Source organism: Sandaracinaceae bacterium, from assembly GCA_016706685.1.
GTDB lineage: Bacteria > Myxococcota_A > Polyangia > Polyangiales > Houyiibacteriaceae > JADJJE01.
Map to the genome: position 1 here is coordinate 48,250 of JADJJE010000036.1, position 16,307 is coordinate 64,556.

Here is a 16,307-nt window from a genome sequence, read left to right on the forward strand (position 1 = left end):
CGCCACTCGAGGTGTGGCGGCCGCCGGCCTCACGGGGGACTCAGGGGGCTGCAGGGACGCGGGGCGTGGGCCGATCCAGCAGGAACGCGCGGCTGGCTAGGTAGGCATCGGGGGCCACCCCGCCTGCCATCAGGCGCAGCACGGCGCCCGGTCCGGTGACGCCCGTGAGGCCCACACGCACGCCCCAGCGCTGCGCCGTCTCCAGCAGCTCGGTGCTCACGGCGGTGGGCGGCAGGTACAGCCATGGCACGCCGATGGCGCGCGCCGTCTGGAGCCACGCGAGCCCCCCTTCCACACCTTCCGGCGCCTCCACCAGCGCGATGTCGACACCCGCTTCGCGCAGCGCTCCCACCAGCAAGCCCGCGATCACCGGGTCGTAGGTGGCGAGCGTCACGCGCTCGGCGGGCAGCTCACGGAACGTGGTCACCAGGGTGTGGAACCACGCCTCGCGCAGCTCGGGCCGCGCTGGCGTGTGGACGTGGAACACGAAGCTCATCTGGGGGTGCTGCTGCAGCAGCTCTTGCACGGTGGGCGCCGGCCGCCGCAGCGTCTCGAGCTGTTGGCGCGTCACGTCTTCCACGTTGACGTTGATGCCGTTGCCCAGCTGCAGCAGCTCGGTCGCACCGATGGTGACTAGGGCACGCTCCGTGGTCATCTGCAGGTCGAGCGTGATGGTCTCGAAGCCTGCGGCGGCGGCGGCCTCCACCTCGGGGTGCGATTGGCGAAGGGGCTCTGCGCCCGCGGCCGGCGGACCGGCCAGCAACCCGCGGTCGTTGATGCGCAGCGGCTGCGTGCGCGTGCGGCGCTCGCCCTCGGGGAGCTCCGGCACGGGCATGTAGCGCCGGTGCCGGCGCAGGTAGCGCTGCGTGGCGAGATACGAGAGCAGGTACTCGCGCATGCGTGGCAGCTCGGGGTCGTCCTCGCTGAAGAGGTCACGCTCGAACCGCGGATCGGCGGCGCGGTCGTGGATGCGCACGCCGCGCGTGAGCGTGTTGTAGAGCCAGCGGATGTCGCCGTCGTGCGCCACCAGGAACTGCCGCGAGTCACCGCCGAACGAGAGCGGGGCGCGCCGTACGGGCCACTCGCCGTCGGCGAACAGGTCTCGCCCGAAGTAACAGCCGATGCGCGTGTCGCGCGCCAGCCCGAGCAGCGTGCGGGGCAGGTCGGTCTGCGCGCCCAGCCGTGAGCTCCTCTCGCGCAGCGCGCGCTCCTGCGCCGCCGGCACGCCCGTCACGAAGAGCGGGACGCGGAAGTGCAGCTCGTGTCCGTCCACCGTGGTGGGGGTCTCGGGGTCGCCCGGGAACTCCACCGGGCTCGGGTGGTCGCCCATCACCAGCAGCACCGTCCCGCGCGGCCGCTCGTTCTCCGCGTACCAAGTGTAGAACGCCTCGAGCTGGGCGTCGGCATAGGCCAGCCGCGCGCGCAGCGTGTCCATGTCGTCGGGGGTGGTGCCGAGCGCCAGCTGGTCGGCCGAGCGTCCGAGGCCGTGCATCACGGCAAAGCGCGAGCGACCCGCCGGCTGCGACGCCAGCCACGACTGCAGGTGCGCATACGTCTCTTCGTCCGTGCGCCGCGCCGGACCGCCCAGGGGCGGGACGTCCAGCGTGGTGAAGCCCGCCATCCGCAGGTAGGTCTGTCGGTAGGTGCGCAGGTCGCGCGAGCCGTCGAAGAACGCGGTCTCGTAGCCCACGTCGCGCAGGTCGCGCGCGACGCCCGGCAGGTAGGGCAGCGCCGGGTCCGCCATGACGGGGGTCTCCGGGCTCGGGGGCTGTCCGCTCAGCACGGCCAGCAGCACGTCCTCGTCGGTCTCGCCGGCCGCCATGACGTCGTCAAACAGCACGGCCTCCTCCGAGAGGCGCCGCAGCAGCGGCATGACGGGCGCGCCGTTCGCCTGGTTCACCTCCAGCTCCCGCATGCCCACGTCGCGCAGCAGCAGCACGATGATGCTGGGCGCCGCCTCGCCGGGGGGCAGGTTCGTGCGCGCCCGCTCCACGCACAACGGATACGCCGTGTCGGGCACCGGCTCGAGGGCGTCGCCCTGATGCAGCACGGCGGTCATCACACGCACGTCGCCGGGCGGGCGACCGTCGGTGGAGGGCGGGTCGTCGTGCAGCACCATGCGGTCGCCGGGCGAGTAGCGCGTCTGCGGACGGTCGCCGTGCTCGTGCTCGTGCTCACCCTCGTGCTCGTGCCCCGCGTGGCGCTCTTCCTGCACCGGGTCGGCTGCGGGCGTCTCGCGCCCCTCCGGCTCGAGCGCCAAGTGCCAGGCCGGGTGCACTGCGCCTGCGTAGAGGTCGTCGTACGCGCCCACGCTCGCGCCGATCGACAAGCATGCGAGCAGCCCCAGCGCCACGGCGTCGGCCACGCGCCCAGCGCGCGTCGCGTAGCGCTTCTCGAGGCGCGCTGCGAGCGGCGTGACCAGCGCCAGGAGCCCAGCGCCGAGCATGAGCCCAGCGCCCAGCGCCTGCAGGCCGCTCAGCTCCAGCTGTGCGCGCGAGACGGCGCCCGGCAGGCGGGGGGTCACCGCCACGTGCAGCGCGAGCAGCAAGATGGCCAGCACACCGCTCACCAGGCGCGCGCCGAAGGCCGCTGGTTTCCGCCCGATGGGCCACGCCAGCAGCGCCCCCAACAGCATGTCGAAGGGCAGCGCCACGGCGGCGCCCGCGTAGTACGCGAGGTCGGGCGCCACCCCGATGGGGCGGGCCAGCACCGTCCGGGCGATGCCAGCGCACAGCGCGTAGAGCATGCCGAAGGCGGCGACGTGAGCAGCCCGCGTGGCGGGCGAGGAGGCGTTGGGTTCGGACATCGGATCGTTCGGGCGTTCTGCGACGGCGCTCACTCGAGACCGTCGGGCGGGGGGGCAAAGGCCTCGGGGCGCAGGCGCAGCAGGCGCGCCCCGCCGAGGACGGAGACCACGCCCAGGACGAGCAGCAGCGCCACCATGGGCCAGCGCATGGACTCGCGCCGGGCGTGCAGCTCTTCGTGCTTGGCGCGCTCACCGAGGTAGGTGCGGAGCGCGACCCCATCGCGCACCTCCACCAGCACGGCGTCGCCGGGGCGCAGCGCGCGCACGCGCACGTGGAAGGGCGGGTTCAGGCGGCGCTCGGTGTCCACGTCGCCCACCAGCGGCAGCCGCGCCAAGGACATGACTTCGCGGACGTCGTCGCGATCGGGGGCGTCCACCCGCCACGCTTCGGGCGAGTTGAACTGCACGCGCACCACCTCACCCGAGGCCTGCCGCACGGCCAGCGTGGGCTCCCCGTAGTTGCCGCGGTGATGCGGCGCATTCGGGCCGGGCTGGTCCGCCACGCGCACCTCTCCATAGAGGAAGGGGTCCCCGGCGGGCGACGGCGTGAGGGGGCCGTCCTCGAGCGTGCCCTCGACGCTCTGCTCGGGGGAGGGGAGGTCCGGCTCGGCCCCGTTCAGCGCCACGTCGAGGCCGAGCGCAGCGCAGCCCAGGCCGACCAGGATCATGACCACCGCGCCCACGCGCGCGAACGTACGGGCTCGCGAAGACATCATCAGAAGAGCTCGCCCTGGGGCTCGGCGTCGCCGGGGCCACGTCGCCGCGTGGGCATCGTCTTCTTCAGGTGCTCGTAGGCGTGCCGTGTGGCCACGCGGCCTCGGGCGGTGCGCGCCAGGTAGCCCTGCTGCAGCAGGAACGGCTCGTACACGTCCTCGAGCGTGTCGCGCGGCTCGCTCAGGGCCGCAGCCAGCGTCTCGATGCCCACGGGGCCGCCATCGTAGTGGTCGATGATCACGCGCAGGAACTTGCGGTCCATCTCGTCGAGACCCGCGTGGTCCACGTCCAGCCGCTCGAGCGACTCGCGCGCGGTGGCGAGGTCCAGCGCCCCGTCCGAGAGCACCTCGGCGAAGTCACGCGCCCGGCGCAGCAGCCGGTTGGCGATGCGCGGCGTGCCCCGAGAGCGCCGCGCCACCTCTTCCGAGGCATCGTGCGAGACCGACAGACCCAGCAGCCCCGCGCTGCGCCGCACGATGCGCGCCAGCTCCTCGGCGCTGTAGTAGTCGAGCCGCGCGGGATACCCGAAGCGCGTGCGCATGGGGTTGGTGAGCAGGCCCGTGCGCGTGGTGGCCGCCACCAGCGTGAACGGGTTCAGGTTGAGCGACAGGGTCTGCGCGTAGGCGCCGTCCCCGTTCACGATGTCGATGCGGAAGTCCTCGACGGCCGTGTAGAGGTTCTCCTCCACCACGGCGCTCAGCCGGTGGATCTCGTCGATGAACAGCACGTCGTTGCGCTCGAGCTTGGTGAGCAGCGCGGCGAGCTGCCCCTTGTGCTCGATGGCCGGACCCGACGCCATGTGCAGCGCCACCCCGCGCTCCTCGGCCAGGATCATGGCCAGCGTGGTCTTGCCCAGACCCGGCGGTCCGCAGAAGAGGACATGGTCCACGGGGTCCCCGCGCCGGCGCGCCGCCTCCACCATGATGCGCAGGTTGTCCTTGATCTTCTCCTGCCCCACGAAGTCGTCGAAGCTCGAAGGGCGCAGCGTGATCTCGTAGGGGCGCTCCTCCGCGCGCGGGGTGGCGTCGACCTCGCGATCGGCGTCGTCTTCGGCTTCGCGGCCGGGGCTGGCAGGGCGTGGGGGCATGCGGAGGCTGGAGTGTGCCGCCTCCTGCGCGCTGCGCCAAGTTGGCGCACCGCGTGCGTGTGGCCTCGAGCCCACAACGCCGGGTTGCGCCCACGCCACCGTTCTGGGACCAAGCGCTCGGGCGGCCGCCGCCCCCTGCACATCCCCCTTGTTTGACCCTCCCGTGGGGCTCGGATACTTCCATGGCTGGGTGACCAGGCGCGGCACGCGGGTTGCTTAGGGCCCGCGCCGCAGGGGACCTTCACTTCGAGGAGACACACGATGAACCTTCATACTTCCCACAACGCTCGCCTGGCCGGCGTAGTCACGGCCCTCCTCCTGGGCCTCACGGCCCGCCCCGTCTCGGCGCAGGCGGTGCCCGAGGTCACTCAGCACACCGAAGACGTGGTCGCGGAGATCCCTGCCGAGGTCGAAGACGAGACCACCTGGAACATCGCCGCCGGCGCCAACATCTCGACGGGTAACACCCGCGCTCGCAACTTCAACGCGGGCACCGACTTCTACGTGCTGCGCGACATCCACGCGCTCAGCTTCCGCACGGCCTTCGTGTTCGGCCAGGCCGACGTGGACGGCGGCGGGCCGGGCAACTACGTGATCAACTCGCGCAACCTCAACTCGCGCCTGCGCTACGACATCTTCCTCACGGACAACGACGCGCTCTTCATCGCCGTGGCGCATCGCTGGGACAGCTTCGCGGGTCTCCAGACGCGCGTGCAGTTCCAGGCTGGCTACCTGCGCAACCTGATCAAGAACGAGAGCACGCGGGTCTGGCTCGAGGCCGGCTACGACTTCACCTTCGACAACCGCCAGAACAGCGCCAACCAGCGCGTCATCTGCAGCGAGGCCGACGTCGCCAACCCGTTGCTCCCCGAGTGCACGCGCGTGGTCCGCAACTTCCAGGACATCCACGCTCTGCGCCTCTTCTACGGGGCCACCCACGCGTTCAACGAGAACGTGACCGGCGCCACCGGGGTCGAGTTCCTGGTGAACTTGAACGAGCTCGCCGGTGGCGAAGCCGACCGCTTCGACGACATCCGCCTCAACTGGGAAGCCAGCCTGAACGCGCGCCTGGTGGAAAATCTGGCCATCGAGGTGAAGTTCCGCCTGCAGTACGACCGCGTGCCGGCTGCCTCCGAGGAGCTCGACACCAACACGCTCATCAGCCTGATCTACACGTTGCTCTGAGCCGGGCCGTCCTGTAGGACGCAGCCCATGGACATCGAGAAGCTGCTCGAGGCGCTGGAAGCCGCCGCCACCCAGTGGGGCATGAAGGGCATTGGCGTCCTGCTGGCCGTGCTGGCCGGCTGGGCGGTCGCCAACTCGGTGTCCAACCGGCTGCGGCGCGCGCTCGAGGCACGCAACTTCGACCTCACGCTCACGCGCTTCTTCGCCAACCTGGTGCGCTACAGCATCCTGGTCAGCGTCGGGGTGGCCTGCTTGGGTGTCTTCGGCGTGCAGACCATCAGCTTCGCCGGCCTCATCGCGGCGGCCGGTCTGGCCATCGGCCTCGCGCTGCAGGGCACGCTCACCAACTTCGCGTCGGGCGTCATGCTGCTCATCTTCCGGCCCTTCAAGGTGGGCGACCACGTGAAGGTGGCCGGCGTGGACGGCGTGGTGGAGGCCATCGACCTCTTCACCTGCGAGTTCAAGTCGTCCGACAACCGCCGGCTGATCGTCCCCAACAACGCCATCTTCGGCGCCACCATCGACAACGTCACGCACTTCCCCGAGCGGCGCGTGGACGTGAGCATCAGCAGCCCCTACGACGCCGACCTCGACGCCACGCGCGTGGCCCTCGAGAAGGTGGCCGGCTTGGTCCCCGGTGTGTTGGTGGAGCCCGCGCCGCAGGTGTTCCTGGCAGGCCTCGGGGGCAGCACGGTCAACTGGCAGCTGCGCCTCTGGTGCGCGCGCGAGGACTACTGGGACGTGTACCAAGCCACCATCCGTGAGGCCAAGCTGCAGCTGGAGGGCACCCGCATCCAGACCACCGCGAGCTAGTCGGCGACGGCGCGGCAACGCCCGTCGCCGACAACGTTCACGACAACGCCCACGTGCGGCAGCGTGGACCTGTCTAAATCACTGCGACGAGTTACTAGAGATGCCGGTCGGGCTGGGCAGGTGACAAGGCCCGCGCAGCCGGCGAAGATGCTGGGATGCTCGCTCCGCCCACCCCGGGCACCCACCGGTTCGCGCTCGCGCTGCTGACGCTCGGCCTTACGGCGTGCGCCGCCGACCGCAGCGACTTCACCCGCGCAACAGACCCCACCGACGCCGCCTTCGACCCCGACCACGTGCTGCAGGTGGACGTGGAGCTCACCGATCCGGACTGGGCCGAGCTGCGCGACCAGGGCCGCACGCTCGCAGACCTGTGCTCCAACGAGAGCCCCTACGAGTACTTCACGGCCACGGTCACGGTGGACGGCATGCGCTTCGAGAACGTGGAGGTCCGCAAGAAGGGCTTCTTCGGCTCGCTGAGCAGCGCGCGACCGTCGCTCAAGCTGCGCTTCGCCGAGGACCTCGGGCCCTATGGGCTCGAGCGCATGACGCTCAACAACGACAACCAGGACCCGAGCCACCTGCGCACGTGCCTGACCTACCGCGTGATGGACGCAGCCGGGGTGCCCGCGCCGCGCTGCAACCACGCGCGGGTGAGCGTGAACGGCGAAGACCTGGGCGTGTTCACGCACGTGGACAGCATGAACAAGCCCTTCCTGCGGCTGTACTTCGAGGACGAAGACGGCGCGCTCTTCGAGGGCCAGCTGGGCGACTTCACGGCGCCGTACCTGGGCGGGATACAGAGCAAGACCGAGGAGCAGCCGGACCGGGAGTTCCTGGCGGACCTGCAAGAGGCGCTCGAGCGCTCCGACGAGGGCGACATGCTCAGCGGCGTCAGCGCGCGCGTGGACGTGGACGCGTTCCTGTCGTTCTGGTCGGCCGAGGCGCTGGTGGGCCAGTGGGACGGCTACAGCAACAACCGCAACAACTGGTTTGCCTACCGCGACCCGATCAACAGCAAGCTCTACTTCATGCCGTGGGGCCCCGACGCGGCCTTCGCGCCGCTGCGCCAGAACCAGGGTCTCGGGTCCATCAACGGTCCGCTGCGCTCGGTGTTCACCACGGGGCGGCTGAGCGCGCGCCTCTTCGAGGTGCCCAGCATCCGGCGGCGCTACGAAGCCCGCATGCAGCACCTGCTGGACACGGCGTGGGACGAAGACGCGCTGCTGGCCGAGGTGGCGCGCGTCACGGCGCTGCTGGGCGCCGACGTGGCCCCCGAGTCGGTGGCCCAGGTGCAGGACTACATCCGCACTGCGCGGGCGGACATCGAGGCCGAGCTCGAAGGCGGACTCCCCGCGCAGCGTGCTGGCCTCGTGGACGCGCCCATCTGCCTGTTCGCCGTGGCCAACGTGAGCGGCACCTTCGACACCACCTTCGACACGCTGGACCTCACCGCCATCACCGAGGAGCGCGCCACCGTCACGTGGTCGAGCGACCCGCCCACCGTGAACCTCCCGCAGGCCTTCGACGCCGTGGCCGGCGTGGACCCCGAGCTGATGAACGCCACCACCATCCGCGTGCTGGGCGTTCGACCTTCGGGCCAGGTGCTGGTGCTGGGCTTCGTCATCGACCCGGCGCTCTTCGAGAGCGGCGCCATCATCCCGCTGGGCGGCCTCACCAACTTCGCCGCCGTGGTGGAGCTGACCTTCCGCCCCACGGGCCCGCTGCTGCGCCCGCTGGGCCTGCTGACCGATGGCGTGCTGACGCTGGACGAGATCGAGCCCGTGTCCGGGGGCCGCATCTCGGGCAGCTTCAGCGGGGTGTTCTACGAGCAGCGCTGACGCGCGGCGGCTCGCAGGCGCACAGACCGTGCGGTCAGCGACCCGTCCCGAAGGACCACCAACAGTCGGCCCCTGTCTGGTCGGGGTCGAGTTCGAAGCGCACGCGCTCGAGCAAATCGCGCATGCCGAGCACGATGGGACTTTGCCATTCGGGCGCCAACAGGATCGTGGTGTCCACGAGCAAGTCCGTTCCACAGCCTGGCTCCGCAAGCAGGTGCAGCGAGACGCGCTCCAGCGTACCCAGAATGAGCCCCTGCCGCGTGGCCATCCTGAGCGTGGGTCCAGCGGCTCCGGGTGCCATGTGCCTCGCCAGGTCACCACCGATCACCGACCACTGCGCCCCCGTGTCGAGCAACGCGGAGTACTTCTCATGCCCGGCTCCAATGCGGCACTCCACGGCGGTCACCAACAGCCCCGTGTCGGCTCGGCGGTCGATCGCGAAGCGTGCGCTCCCCGTGGCCCACGGCGTCCGCACGCTCACGCTGGCACCTGCATGAGCGTCAACTCAGCGCGGTCGACGCGACCCCGAAGCTCCTGCTGCAGCGTAGCGAGCGAGCTCCCTGACGCCACCAGAGACCCAGCCTTGAGCGCCACCCATTTGGCGCGGTAGGCGGTCGCGTTCTCGGCCACCCAGTGGAGGTTCGCAGGCAGGTCACCGGTGGCAGAAGCCGTCTCGGCTGCCTTCGTAAGCGGCGGGGCGAGGGCAGCCTCCCAGCGCGTCCCAGCCGCGAGCGCGCGGGCTTCCGCGGTGCGCCCGGCTTCGAGCAGCGCGGTGATGTTGGCCTCCGTCGGATCAGCCAACGCAGCCTGAGAGGAGCCAGGAGCGTCCAAGAGTTGCGTCACCGCCAACTCGATGGCGCGACCCACATCGCTCTCCGCGAGCAGATCACGGACAAGGCGTCGCTGACGTGCGAAGTGCTGGGTGCCGATGCCCACCTGGGCAACGAACTCCTCGGCGTCGCGCCCGAGCACGGCGATGCGCTGGTGAAGCGCGTTCGCGGGGTCGAACATGGGGATGGGCAGCGACCACACGTACTTGTCGATGTGGCGCTCATCTTTCCCGTAAGCCATCAGTGGACGAACCCGCTCCGTAACGACAACCGCATTCAGGATGGCGCAGAGGTAGCGTCCCTCTTCTGCGGTGGCGACCGCTGCCCAGTAGAGCGTGTGGTCGATGATGGCGCGGGGATCGGAGACTCTCGCGGCAGCGAGGTGCATCCCAGACTTGGTGTACGCTACGCGCTCAGCTCCCACCGGCAGCTGACCCCGCAGCTTTCCGTGATAGTCGAGCTGCTGCGACAGCGTGAGTCGCTCGCTCGATCGATTCGCCTCCCAGACCTGATTGGCTCGGGTCCACCACGCGTTCAGCGCGGGGTACCCCTCGATCTTCGCGTCCTCTAGGATTCCCTTCCGTTCGATGGGCAGCACAGCCTGCATCGGTTCGAGAGCGCGAAACGGCAGCACCGTCTCTCCGAGGTGGATGCGAAACACGAACTCACTCTCGACCACCGCCTCGTGCGAGGGCAACGACTTCCAGGGCGCCTTCTCGTTCGCACTGCGCGCCGAGCGTACTGAGACCCGGTTCTTCACCTGACCAAGGGGACCCGCAGACATCGGCTCCACCATGAAGAGCACGCGTGGGACTATGGTCGCGCCTTGCCGGAAGCGCGGATGATAGGGCGAGCGCACCTCGGCCTCGCCCCGCTCGGTGTGGCTGGCCTCGCGACGAATGAATCTCTCCACCGCCGGCCAGGTGGCGTTCGTCTTCTGCAGCTTGCCTACCCAGCGCTCTCCGGCCTCCGGCATCGGTGACGCCGTCTTTGCTCGCGCCCCGAACACGACCGAAGCGGAGATGGGGAAGAAGTGGGGCCGCACCTCGCGGAGGTCCCACGGCGGGTCGAGCGCTACCTGCAGGTTCAGCTGGTCCTGGGCCCCCGCGTAGGTGCCACTACGAAAGCCTTCGTATTGGCCCCGGTCCAGCACGGCGCTCGGCATCACGAAGGCGAAGCGTCCGCCCTCGCGCCGCAGGTAGAGTTCCATGGCGCGCACCACGAAGAGCGCCGAAAGGTCCTGATTGGTGGCGTATTTCTTCCCATGCCAGAGACCGCGCGCCTCGCTCATGGAGCGAAAGTCCGCCTGCATGTCTTCGGGCATGTGTCGGAACGCGAGCCAGGGCGGGTTGCCCACCAGCACGTCCACGTGGTTCTCGGGCCGCGCGAGCCACTCGGGGCGCGCGAGATTGCGGATGTAGTAGCCCCAGATGTGGTCGCGGCCCTCGTCGTGCAGGCGACACATCAGGTGGAAGGTGGCGGTGATGGCAGGCCGCGCGTCTTCCGGGATGGCGAGGTTCAGGAACAGAGCGTTGAGCGAAGGCCGTGCCCCGTGCTTGCGTCCCCTCGACGCGCGGTCGGCTAGCTGGGACACCAGGTCATCGAAGGCGGCCGGGTCGGCCAGCAAGCTCTGGGGAAACACGAACTCGGACTCCGTCAGCTCCCGCTGATCGTTGACGGGAACGCGCAGCTCGTGGGCGGACCACAGCGAGGAGCGGGCGTTGCGCCACTGCATGGAGTCGCCCAGGAACACGGGCACGCGCAGCGGGTTTCGCTCCGCCGCCAAGCGCTCGGGGCCGATGGCGAGCAAGTAGGTGACGCGCGCCAGCGTGACCGCCACCGGGTGCAGGTCCATGCCCACCACGTTGCGCGTCACGCCGTCGAGCTGCTGCGCCATGGTGTGCCCGGCCTTATCACCAGCCGCCAGATAACGACGCACCATGTGGAAGAGGAAGGTCCCGGAGCCACACGACGGGTCGAGCGCGCGCGTGGTCAGCGGCGCAGGGACCGCCGTCTCCACCACCTTCTGCGCGAGCCAGTCGGGTGTGTAGTACTCGCCCAGCTTCTTCCTTGTCTCCGCCGAGATGACCGACTCGTAGAGCACCTTCAGGACGTCGTGCTCGACCGCGCGCCAGTCGAAGCGCGCGATGCGCCGGGCGAGGGTGCGCACGAACGAGTCGCCCTTCGGGACGTCCACCACCCAGTCGAAGAAGTCGGACTCGACCACGCCGTGGACACCGGCCTCGTCGAACTTGGCGCCCGAGAGCAACGAGCGCGGCGCCAAGTGCTCCGGGGAGAGCCCCAACACGGCATGCGCGATGATCTCGGCCGTGTTCACCAGCAACGTGTGCTCGACAAAGAGGTCGTCGCTGTCTTGGAACTGCGTGCCGAGAGCGGTCTCGAGCAAGCGCGCCCAGAGCAGACGCTTCGTGCGGACGACTGGGTCGTCGCGGTGCTGCTCGTAGAGGTCCGCGAGGCTCGCGCGGTCCAGGCTGTGAGAGCTGCTGCCCACACCGAGGCGCGCGTAGATTTCTTCAGGCGTGGGCTTGATGTCGCGCGCCGTGGCCAGCACGCCCTCGAGCCAGATGAGCAGCGCGTCCACATCCGGCTTCGTGGGGCTGACGGTCAGCGAGCTGCCCGTCTCGTGCAGCTCGTCCTGGCGCAGGTGATAGCAGCGCCACTCCGCCCCGTCGGTCAGCACCCCGACGTAGCGGCGGTCGGAGGCCGCCTCGCGGGCGCGCACGTAGCCGCGCAGCTGCTTGACCGCGTCACGCAACACAGCGGGGCTGCGAAGGTCCTTCTTGACCTCGATGACGGTGGAGCCGACCTCCACGTCGATGCGGCGCCCCTCGCCCGCCTGTGGCTCGAGCAAGACGTCGTCCGTGAGGCCCAGCCGGTGGTCGAGCAACAGCTGACGGATGTCCGCCTGCAGCGTCGCTTCGGTGCGCGGGTTGTCTCTCGAGGCGATCCGGGCCGCCAGCTCTTTGATCGATGTCACGTGCTCACCTTCGGGCGCGACCATAGCGCACGGGGCGCAGAGGTTGTCGAACTCTATCCGGGTTCAAAGCCGAGACCGCCCTCGAAGCGGTAGATCGCTGCGCGCGTCACCGGCACGTCCACGTCCGGGAAGGTGCGTACATCATAGACGGCGAGCGCGCTGGCTGACACGCGCGGCGTGCCAGGGCGGTTGGACTCGCCCACCAGCGTGACCGCCTCGCATGCGGCCAGCTCGGTGAGGATCGGCGCGTTGCTGCGCTCGTAGAGCACGTCGGCCGCGAGCGCGACGTCCCAGCGAGCCGGCCGCGTCGTCGCCGTGGCGACCGTGAGCCCGTTGAGCGCGGCGTTCGCAGCGCAAGCCACCAGCGCCTCCGGGTCGAGGTCCACGCACACCACGGACCGCGCCCCGGCGCGCGCCGCCGCCAGCCCCGCGATGCCCGAGCCTGCGCCGAAGTCGATCACGTCGAGCCCACGCACGAGCTCCGGGTGGTCCAGCAGGTGCCGCGCCAGGGCCGCGCCCGCCGCCCAGGCGAAGGCCCACATGGGTGTGTCGTCGGTCTCCACGATGGCGTGCACGTGCGCCTCGAGGTCCACGCCCTCGCCCAGCAGGAAGAGCGCGAGCTCGGGGACGAGCGGGTGGCGCCGCGCCTCGATGTGCGCGCCGAAGATCTGCTTGCGGCCCGGGAAGTCCACGTGCCGGAGGCTAGCGCGAAGGGTCGCCTAGCGCAGGATGAACGCCTCCACGGCCTCGATCTCGACGCCCGCCGTGATGCCGGTGCAGCGCATGGTCTCGGGGTCCAGGTCGGAGTCGGCCACGCCGCTCAGCGCGCGCTCCAAGATGGGTAGCAGCGAGGCGTTGCCGGTGCCTCCGCCGTCGGCGATGACGCGCGCCACCAGGGCCTGGATGTCGGCGATGGGGACCACGCCCCCCAGCATGCCGTGTGCGCGGCCGGCTTCGTCGATCGTGAAGCGCCCCTGCATGCGCGTGAGCCGCACGTCGCCGGTGGTCATCAGGAAGCGCAGCGGCAGCGTCAGGCCGGGGATGGGGCCGAAGCTGATCACGCCGTCCTCGATCGTGCCCTCGCCCCCAGACGGCTCGGTGCCCGCCATGATGTCGAACGACTGTCCGGGCTCCGCCTGCCCATTGGTGCCCAGCGCCACAGGCCCTTCGCCACGAAACACCTCCACTCCGACGCGCCGATCCGTCACCAGGCTCGCCACCTCGTCGAGCTCCATCAAGATGGTCAGGCCACCTTCGTTGATGGTCTGCTGCAGCGTGGCGTTGATGTCGCCGAAGCCGAAGAGCGCGATGGCCCCACCCAGCATGGCGAGCTGGCTGTCGACGCCGGGCTCCCCCTCGAGTCCGATCAGGTCCGTGTGCGCGCACGCCCCGTCCTCCGCCGGTAGGTCGTCCGTGGACGTGACTCCGTCGAGGTCGAGGCCCGCGACCCCGACTTCGCTCGTCGCGAGCGCGATGCTGGCCCGCGTGACCAAGAACGCGCGTGGCCCGAGCGACTCCGGCGGGGTGTCGCAGCTGGCCAGCCCCGCGCAGGCGAGCGACATGATCACGACGGCGGGGAAAAAGCGCATGAACCCAGGCTATGCCGAGGGCGAGGCCGAGGACAAGGGACCCCGGGCTCGCGGCCGCCAGCGCCTCGTGCAGCGCGTGCTGGTAGACTCACTGCGAGGGTCGCCCACACGGGTGATCACGCCGCGAGACCGCATGCCCGAGCTGCCCGACATCGACGCCTACTGTCACGCGCTGCGCGCGCGCGTCGTGGGGCAGCCGCTAGTGCGCTTCGAGCTGCTCAGCCCGTTCGTGCTCCGCACCGTGACCCCGGCGCCCGCCAGCGCCGAGGGGCGCGTGCTCACGCAGGTGGGCCGGCTGGGCAAGCGGGTGGTGCTCAGGTTCGAGGGTGAGCTGCACTTCGTCATCCACCTGATGATCGCTGGGCGGCTGCGCTTCGATCCCATGGTCGCGGGCCGCAAGCCGCTGAAGCTGCTGTCTCCGCGCGCCGGGGCGCTCTTTGCGCTGCACTTCCCTACTGGGCGGCTGTCGCTCGGCGAGGTCAGCAAGAAGAAGCGCGCCAAGCTGCACGTGGTCACGGGTGAGGCCGCGCTGCGCGAGCACGACCCGGGTGGGGTGGAGCCTCTCGAGGTCGACCTCTCGGCCTTTCGCGCCGCGCTCACCGCCGAGAACCACACCATCAAGCGCGCGCTGACCGACCCGCGCGTGCTGAGCGGCATCGGCAACGCGTATAGCGACGAGATCCTGCACCGTGCGCGGCTCACCCCGGTGCGCTGGACCACGCGCCTCACGGACGATGACTTCGCGCGGCTGTACGACGCGACGCGCGACGTGCTCAGCGAGTTTCGCGAGCGCATGATCACCGAGCTGGACGGCGGCTTCCCCGAGAAGGTCACGGCCTTCCGGCCCGACATGGCGGCGCACGGCAAGTACGGGCAGCCGTGCCCCGTGTGCGCCGAGCCCATTCAGCGCATCCGCTACGCCGACCACGAGACCAACTACTGCGCGCGCTGCCAGAACGACGGCGTGTTGCTGGCCGACCGCGGGCTGTCGCGGCTGCTGAAGGGCGACTGGCCCAAGACGCTCGAGGGGCTCGAGGAGCTGAAGCGCGTCCGCAGCGTGTGACTCGTGCCACGCCGGAGTCGCCGGTGGGCGCCAAATTGCACCCACCCACCCCTGCGGCTAGGCTCCGCCCCATGCCGAAGTTCGACGCCAAGTCCGCTGAAGTCCTGCTCTTCTCCTACAAGGACGGGCTGCTCGCCAAGGTGGCCCACGACCTCAAGATGCGCGTGGACGAGTTCAGCATCGACGTGGCCGACGATCTGTCATCCGTGAAGGCCACCTTCCAAGCCAACCGCGTCAGCGTGCTGAACGCGATGAAGGACGGGCGCGAAGACCACGGCACCCTCGGCGACGGCGACAAGAAGAAGATCCTGGCCAACATCTCGGACGACGTGCTGGACAGCCGGCGCTACCCGACCATCACCTTCGAGTCCACGTCCGTGCGCGAGCAGGGGCAGACGCGCGTGGTCACCGGCAACCTCACGTTGCACGGCCAGACGCGCACTGTCAGCGCCACCATCCGCGAGGACGGCAGCAGCTGGACCACCGACGTGACGCTCCAGCAGCCGGACTTCGGCATAAAGCCCTACAAGGCGCTGGGCGGGGCCCTCAAGGTGAAGCCCGAGGTGCGCGTCACCGTGCGCGTGCCCAAGAGCTGAGCCCGCACGCGACCCGCATCGATCTCCGGAATGAGCCACCACCGAAGCCCTCGACGACATCGTCTCGCGCATCCTTCTAGACCCACAGGACGATGATGCTCGCCTCGACGCCGAAGCGCTGTTCGACGCCACCGACCCGCCGCAGGCCCAGCACATCCGGCTCGGCGTGGAGTTGCGGCGCAGCACGCCGCCACGCGTCGAAGCGTGGGCGGAGCTGGTGGCCATCCTGAAGGAGCACGGACCGCGCTGGCGCGAGCCCCTCGCCCACCTGGACGACCCCAAGAGCCCTTCTCCCGCCTGCACCATCGGACGCGGCTTCATCGCGGGGGTCCGCGTGCGCGTCGACGAGCTCGCGAAGCACGCCGCCGCGCTGGCCCAGCACCCCATCGAGACCCTTCAGCTCGTCGGCTCGCTCGCCGCCCGCGTACCGCTCGCCCACGTGCTCGCGCAGCCCATCACGCGCCGGGTGACTGCACTCTACCTGGGGGACCTGCAGCTCACCGCGGAGGACTACGAGGCGCTCGCGTCGTGTGGGTCACTCGACCGCTGCCAGGCGGTCGTCTTCGGCTACCGCGCCATCGACGACCCCCACCACGACACGCTGGCCCCTTGCCCGCGCCTACGCGAGAAGATGTTGGTCCTGAACAGCGAGGTGCGGCACGACGCGCTCGGCGGCTACTGGCAGTCCACCCGCGCGGCGCAGTAGTAGAACAACTCCGCTGAGCCGCGAGTCCACCTCGCGCACGGTGCTGCGCGTGAGGCGCTGGCCTTCGATGGCTGGCCTGTGC

General features: G+C 70.2%; 13 protein-coding genes. 6 read left to right on the forward strand and 7 right to left on the reverse strand.

What is annotated here, in order from left to right:
* Positions 1–40 precede the first annotated feature (40 nt).
* Genes IPI43_28410 through ruvB form a run of 3 tightly spaced genes read right to left on the reverse strand, consistent with a single transcriptional unit; the run spans position 41 to position 4,607 of the window.
* Entirely contained in the window at positions 41–2,806 is a 2,766-nt protein-coding gene (locus IPI43_28410) for a sulfatase-like hydrolase/transferase (protein MBK7777992.1), read from the reverse strand.
* A 29-nt stretch (positions 2,807–2,835) separates the two neighbouring features.
* Positions 2,836–3,522, reverse strand: coding sequence for a hypothetical protein (locus tag IPI43_28415; GenBank protein MBK7777993.1), 687 nt, complete (start codon positions 3,520–3,522; stop codon positions 2,836–2,838).
* Positions 3,522–4,607 carry a Holliday junction branch migration DNA helicase RuvB gene (gene ruvB / locus IPI43_28420; GenBank protein MBK7777994.1) on the reverse strand — a complete coding sequence of 362 codons (1,086 nt, stop codon included), beginning with the start codon at positions 4,605–4,607 and terminating at the stop codon, positions 3,522–3,524. Before ruvB ends, IPI43_28415 begins: the two co-directional genes overlap by 1 nt.
* A gap of 261 nt (positions 4,608–4,868) precedes the next feature.
* Here ruvB and IPI43_28425 point away from each other — a divergent pair, with 261 nt between their 5' ends.
* The 3 genes from IPI43_28425 to IPI43_28435 all read left to right on the forward strand — a co-directional run bounded on the left by IPI43_28425 (position 4,869) and on the right by IPI43_28435 (position 8,443).
* Positions 4,869–5,792: a DUF481 domain-containing protein gene (locus IPI43_28425; GenBank protein ID MBK7777995.1), complete on the forward strand. Its 924-nt coding sequence runs from the start codon at positions 4,869–4,871 to the stop codon at positions 5,790–5,792.
* A gap of 27 nt (positions 5,793–5,819) precedes the next feature.
* Positions 5,820–6,605, forward strand: coding sequence for a mechanosensitive ion channel (locus IPI43_28430; GenBank protein MBK7777996.1), 786 nt, complete (start codon positions 5,820–5,822; stop codon positions 6,603–6,605).
* A 155-nt stretch (positions 6,606–6,760) separates the two neighbouring features.
* The gene (locus tag IPI43_28435; protein MBK7777997.1) at positions 6,761–8,443 is read left to right on the forward strand and encodes a CotH kinase family protein; all 1,683 of its coding nucleotides are present in this window, start codon (positions 6,761–6,763) and stop codon (positions 8,441–8,443) included.
* A gap of 34 nt (positions 8,444–8,477) precedes the next feature.
* On the opposite strand, the gene IPI43_28440 is transcribed toward IPI43_28435, so the two are convergent.
* The 4 genes from IPI43_28440 to IPI43_28455 form a co-directional block, all read right to left on the reverse strand.
* A complete protein-coding gene (locus tag IPI43_28440; protein MBK7777998.1) occupies positions 8,478–8,924 on the reverse strand; it encodes a hypothetical protein in 447 nt (148 codons plus the stop codon).
* Complete coding sequence (locus tag IPI43_28445; GenBank protein ID MBK7777999.1) at positions 8,921–12,295, reverse strand: N-6 DNA methylase; 3,375 nt, start codon at positions 12,293–12,295, stop codon at positions 8,921–8,923. The genes IPI43_28440 and IPI43_28445 overlap by 4 nt, the downstream gene beginning before the upstream one ends.
* A gap of 29 nt (positions 12,296–12,324) precedes the next feature.
* Entirely contained in the window at positions 12,325–12,813 is a 489-nt protein-coding gene (locus IPI43_28450; protein MBK7778000.1) for a 50S ribosomal protein L11 methyltransferase, read from the reverse strand.
* A 177-nt stretch (positions 12,814–12,990) separates the two neighbouring features.
* Positions 12,991–13,860: a hypothetical protein gene (locus tag IPI43_28455; protein MBK7778001.1), complete on the reverse strand. Its 870-nt coding sequence runs from the start codon at positions 13,858–13,860 to the stop codon at positions 12,991–12,993.
* A gap of 133 nt (positions 13,861–13,993) precedes the next feature.
* Here IPI43_28455 and IPI43_28460 point away from each other — a divergent pair, with 133 nt between their 5' ends.
* The 3 genes from IPI43_28460 to IPI43_28470 all read left to right on the forward strand — a co-directional run bounded on the left by IPI43_28460 (position 13,994) and on the right by IPI43_28470 (position 16,225).
* Positions 13,994–14,923 carry a formamidopyrimidine-DNA glycosylase gene (locus tag IPI43_28460; protein ID MBK7778002.1) on the forward strand — a complete coding sequence of 310 codons (930 nt, stop codon included), beginning with the start codon at positions 13,994–13,996 and terminating at the stop codon, positions 14,921–14,923.
* Between the two features lie 71 nt (positions 14,924–14,994).
* A complete protein-coding gene (locus tag IPI43_28465) occupies positions 14,995–15,519 on the forward strand; it encodes a YceI family protein (GenBank protein ID MBK7778003.1) in 525 nt (174 codons plus the stop codon).
* A 166-nt stretch (positions 15,520–15,685) separates the two neighbouring features.
* Entirely contained in the window at positions 15,686–16,225 is a 540-nt protein-coding gene (locus IPI43_28470; GenBank protein MBK7778004.1) for a hypothetical protein, read from the forward strand.
* Positions 16,226–16,307 lie beyond the last annotated feature (82 nt).

Bases quoted from the DNA above. Each gene is read 5' to 3' on its own strand.
- IPI43_28410 (MBK7777992.1), bottom strand. From the start codon at position 2,806: ATGTCCGAACCCAACGCCTCCTCGCCCGCCACGCGGGCTGCTCACGTC.
- IPI43_28415 (MBK7777993.1), bottom strand. From the start codon at position 3,522: ATGATGTCTTCGCGAGCCCGTACGTTCGCGCGCGTGGGCGCGGTGGTC.
- ruvB (MBK7777994.1), bottom strand. From the start codon at position 4,607: ATGCCCCCACGCCCTGCCAGCCCCGGCCGCGAAGCCGAAGACGACGCC.
- IPI43_28425 (MBK7777995.1), top strand. From the start codon at position 4,869: ATGAACCTTCATACTTCCCACAACGCTCGCCTGGCCGGCGTAGTCACG.
- IPI43_28430 (MBK7777996.1), top strand. From the start codon at position 5,820: ATGGACATCGAGAAGCTGCTCGAGGCGCTGGAAGCCGCCGCCACCCAG.
- IPI43_28435 (MBK7777997.1), top strand. From the start codon at position 6,761: ATGCTCGCTCCGCCCACCCCGGGCACCCACCGGTTCGCGCTCGCGCTG.
- IPI43_28445 (MBK7777999.1), bottom strand. From the start codon at position 12,295: ATGGTCGCGCCCGAAGGTGAGCACGTGACATCGATCAAAGAGCTGGCG.
- IPI43_28450 (MBK7778000.1), bottom strand. From the start codon at position 12,813: ATGTGGGCCTTCGCCTGGGCGGCGGGCGCGGCCCTGGCGCGGCACCTG.
- IPI43_28455 (MBK7778001.1), bottom strand. From the start codon at position 13,860: ATGCGCTTTTTCCCCGCCGTCGTGATCATGTCGCTCGCCTGCGCGGGG.
- IPI43_28460 (MBK7778002.1), top strand. From the start codon at position 13,994: ATGCCCGAGCTGCCCGACATCGACGCCTACTGTCACGCGCTGCGCGCG.
- IPI43_28465 (MBK7778003.1), top strand. From the start codon at position 14,995: ATGCCGAAGTTCGACGCCAAGTCCGCTGAAGTCCTGCTCTTCTCCTAC.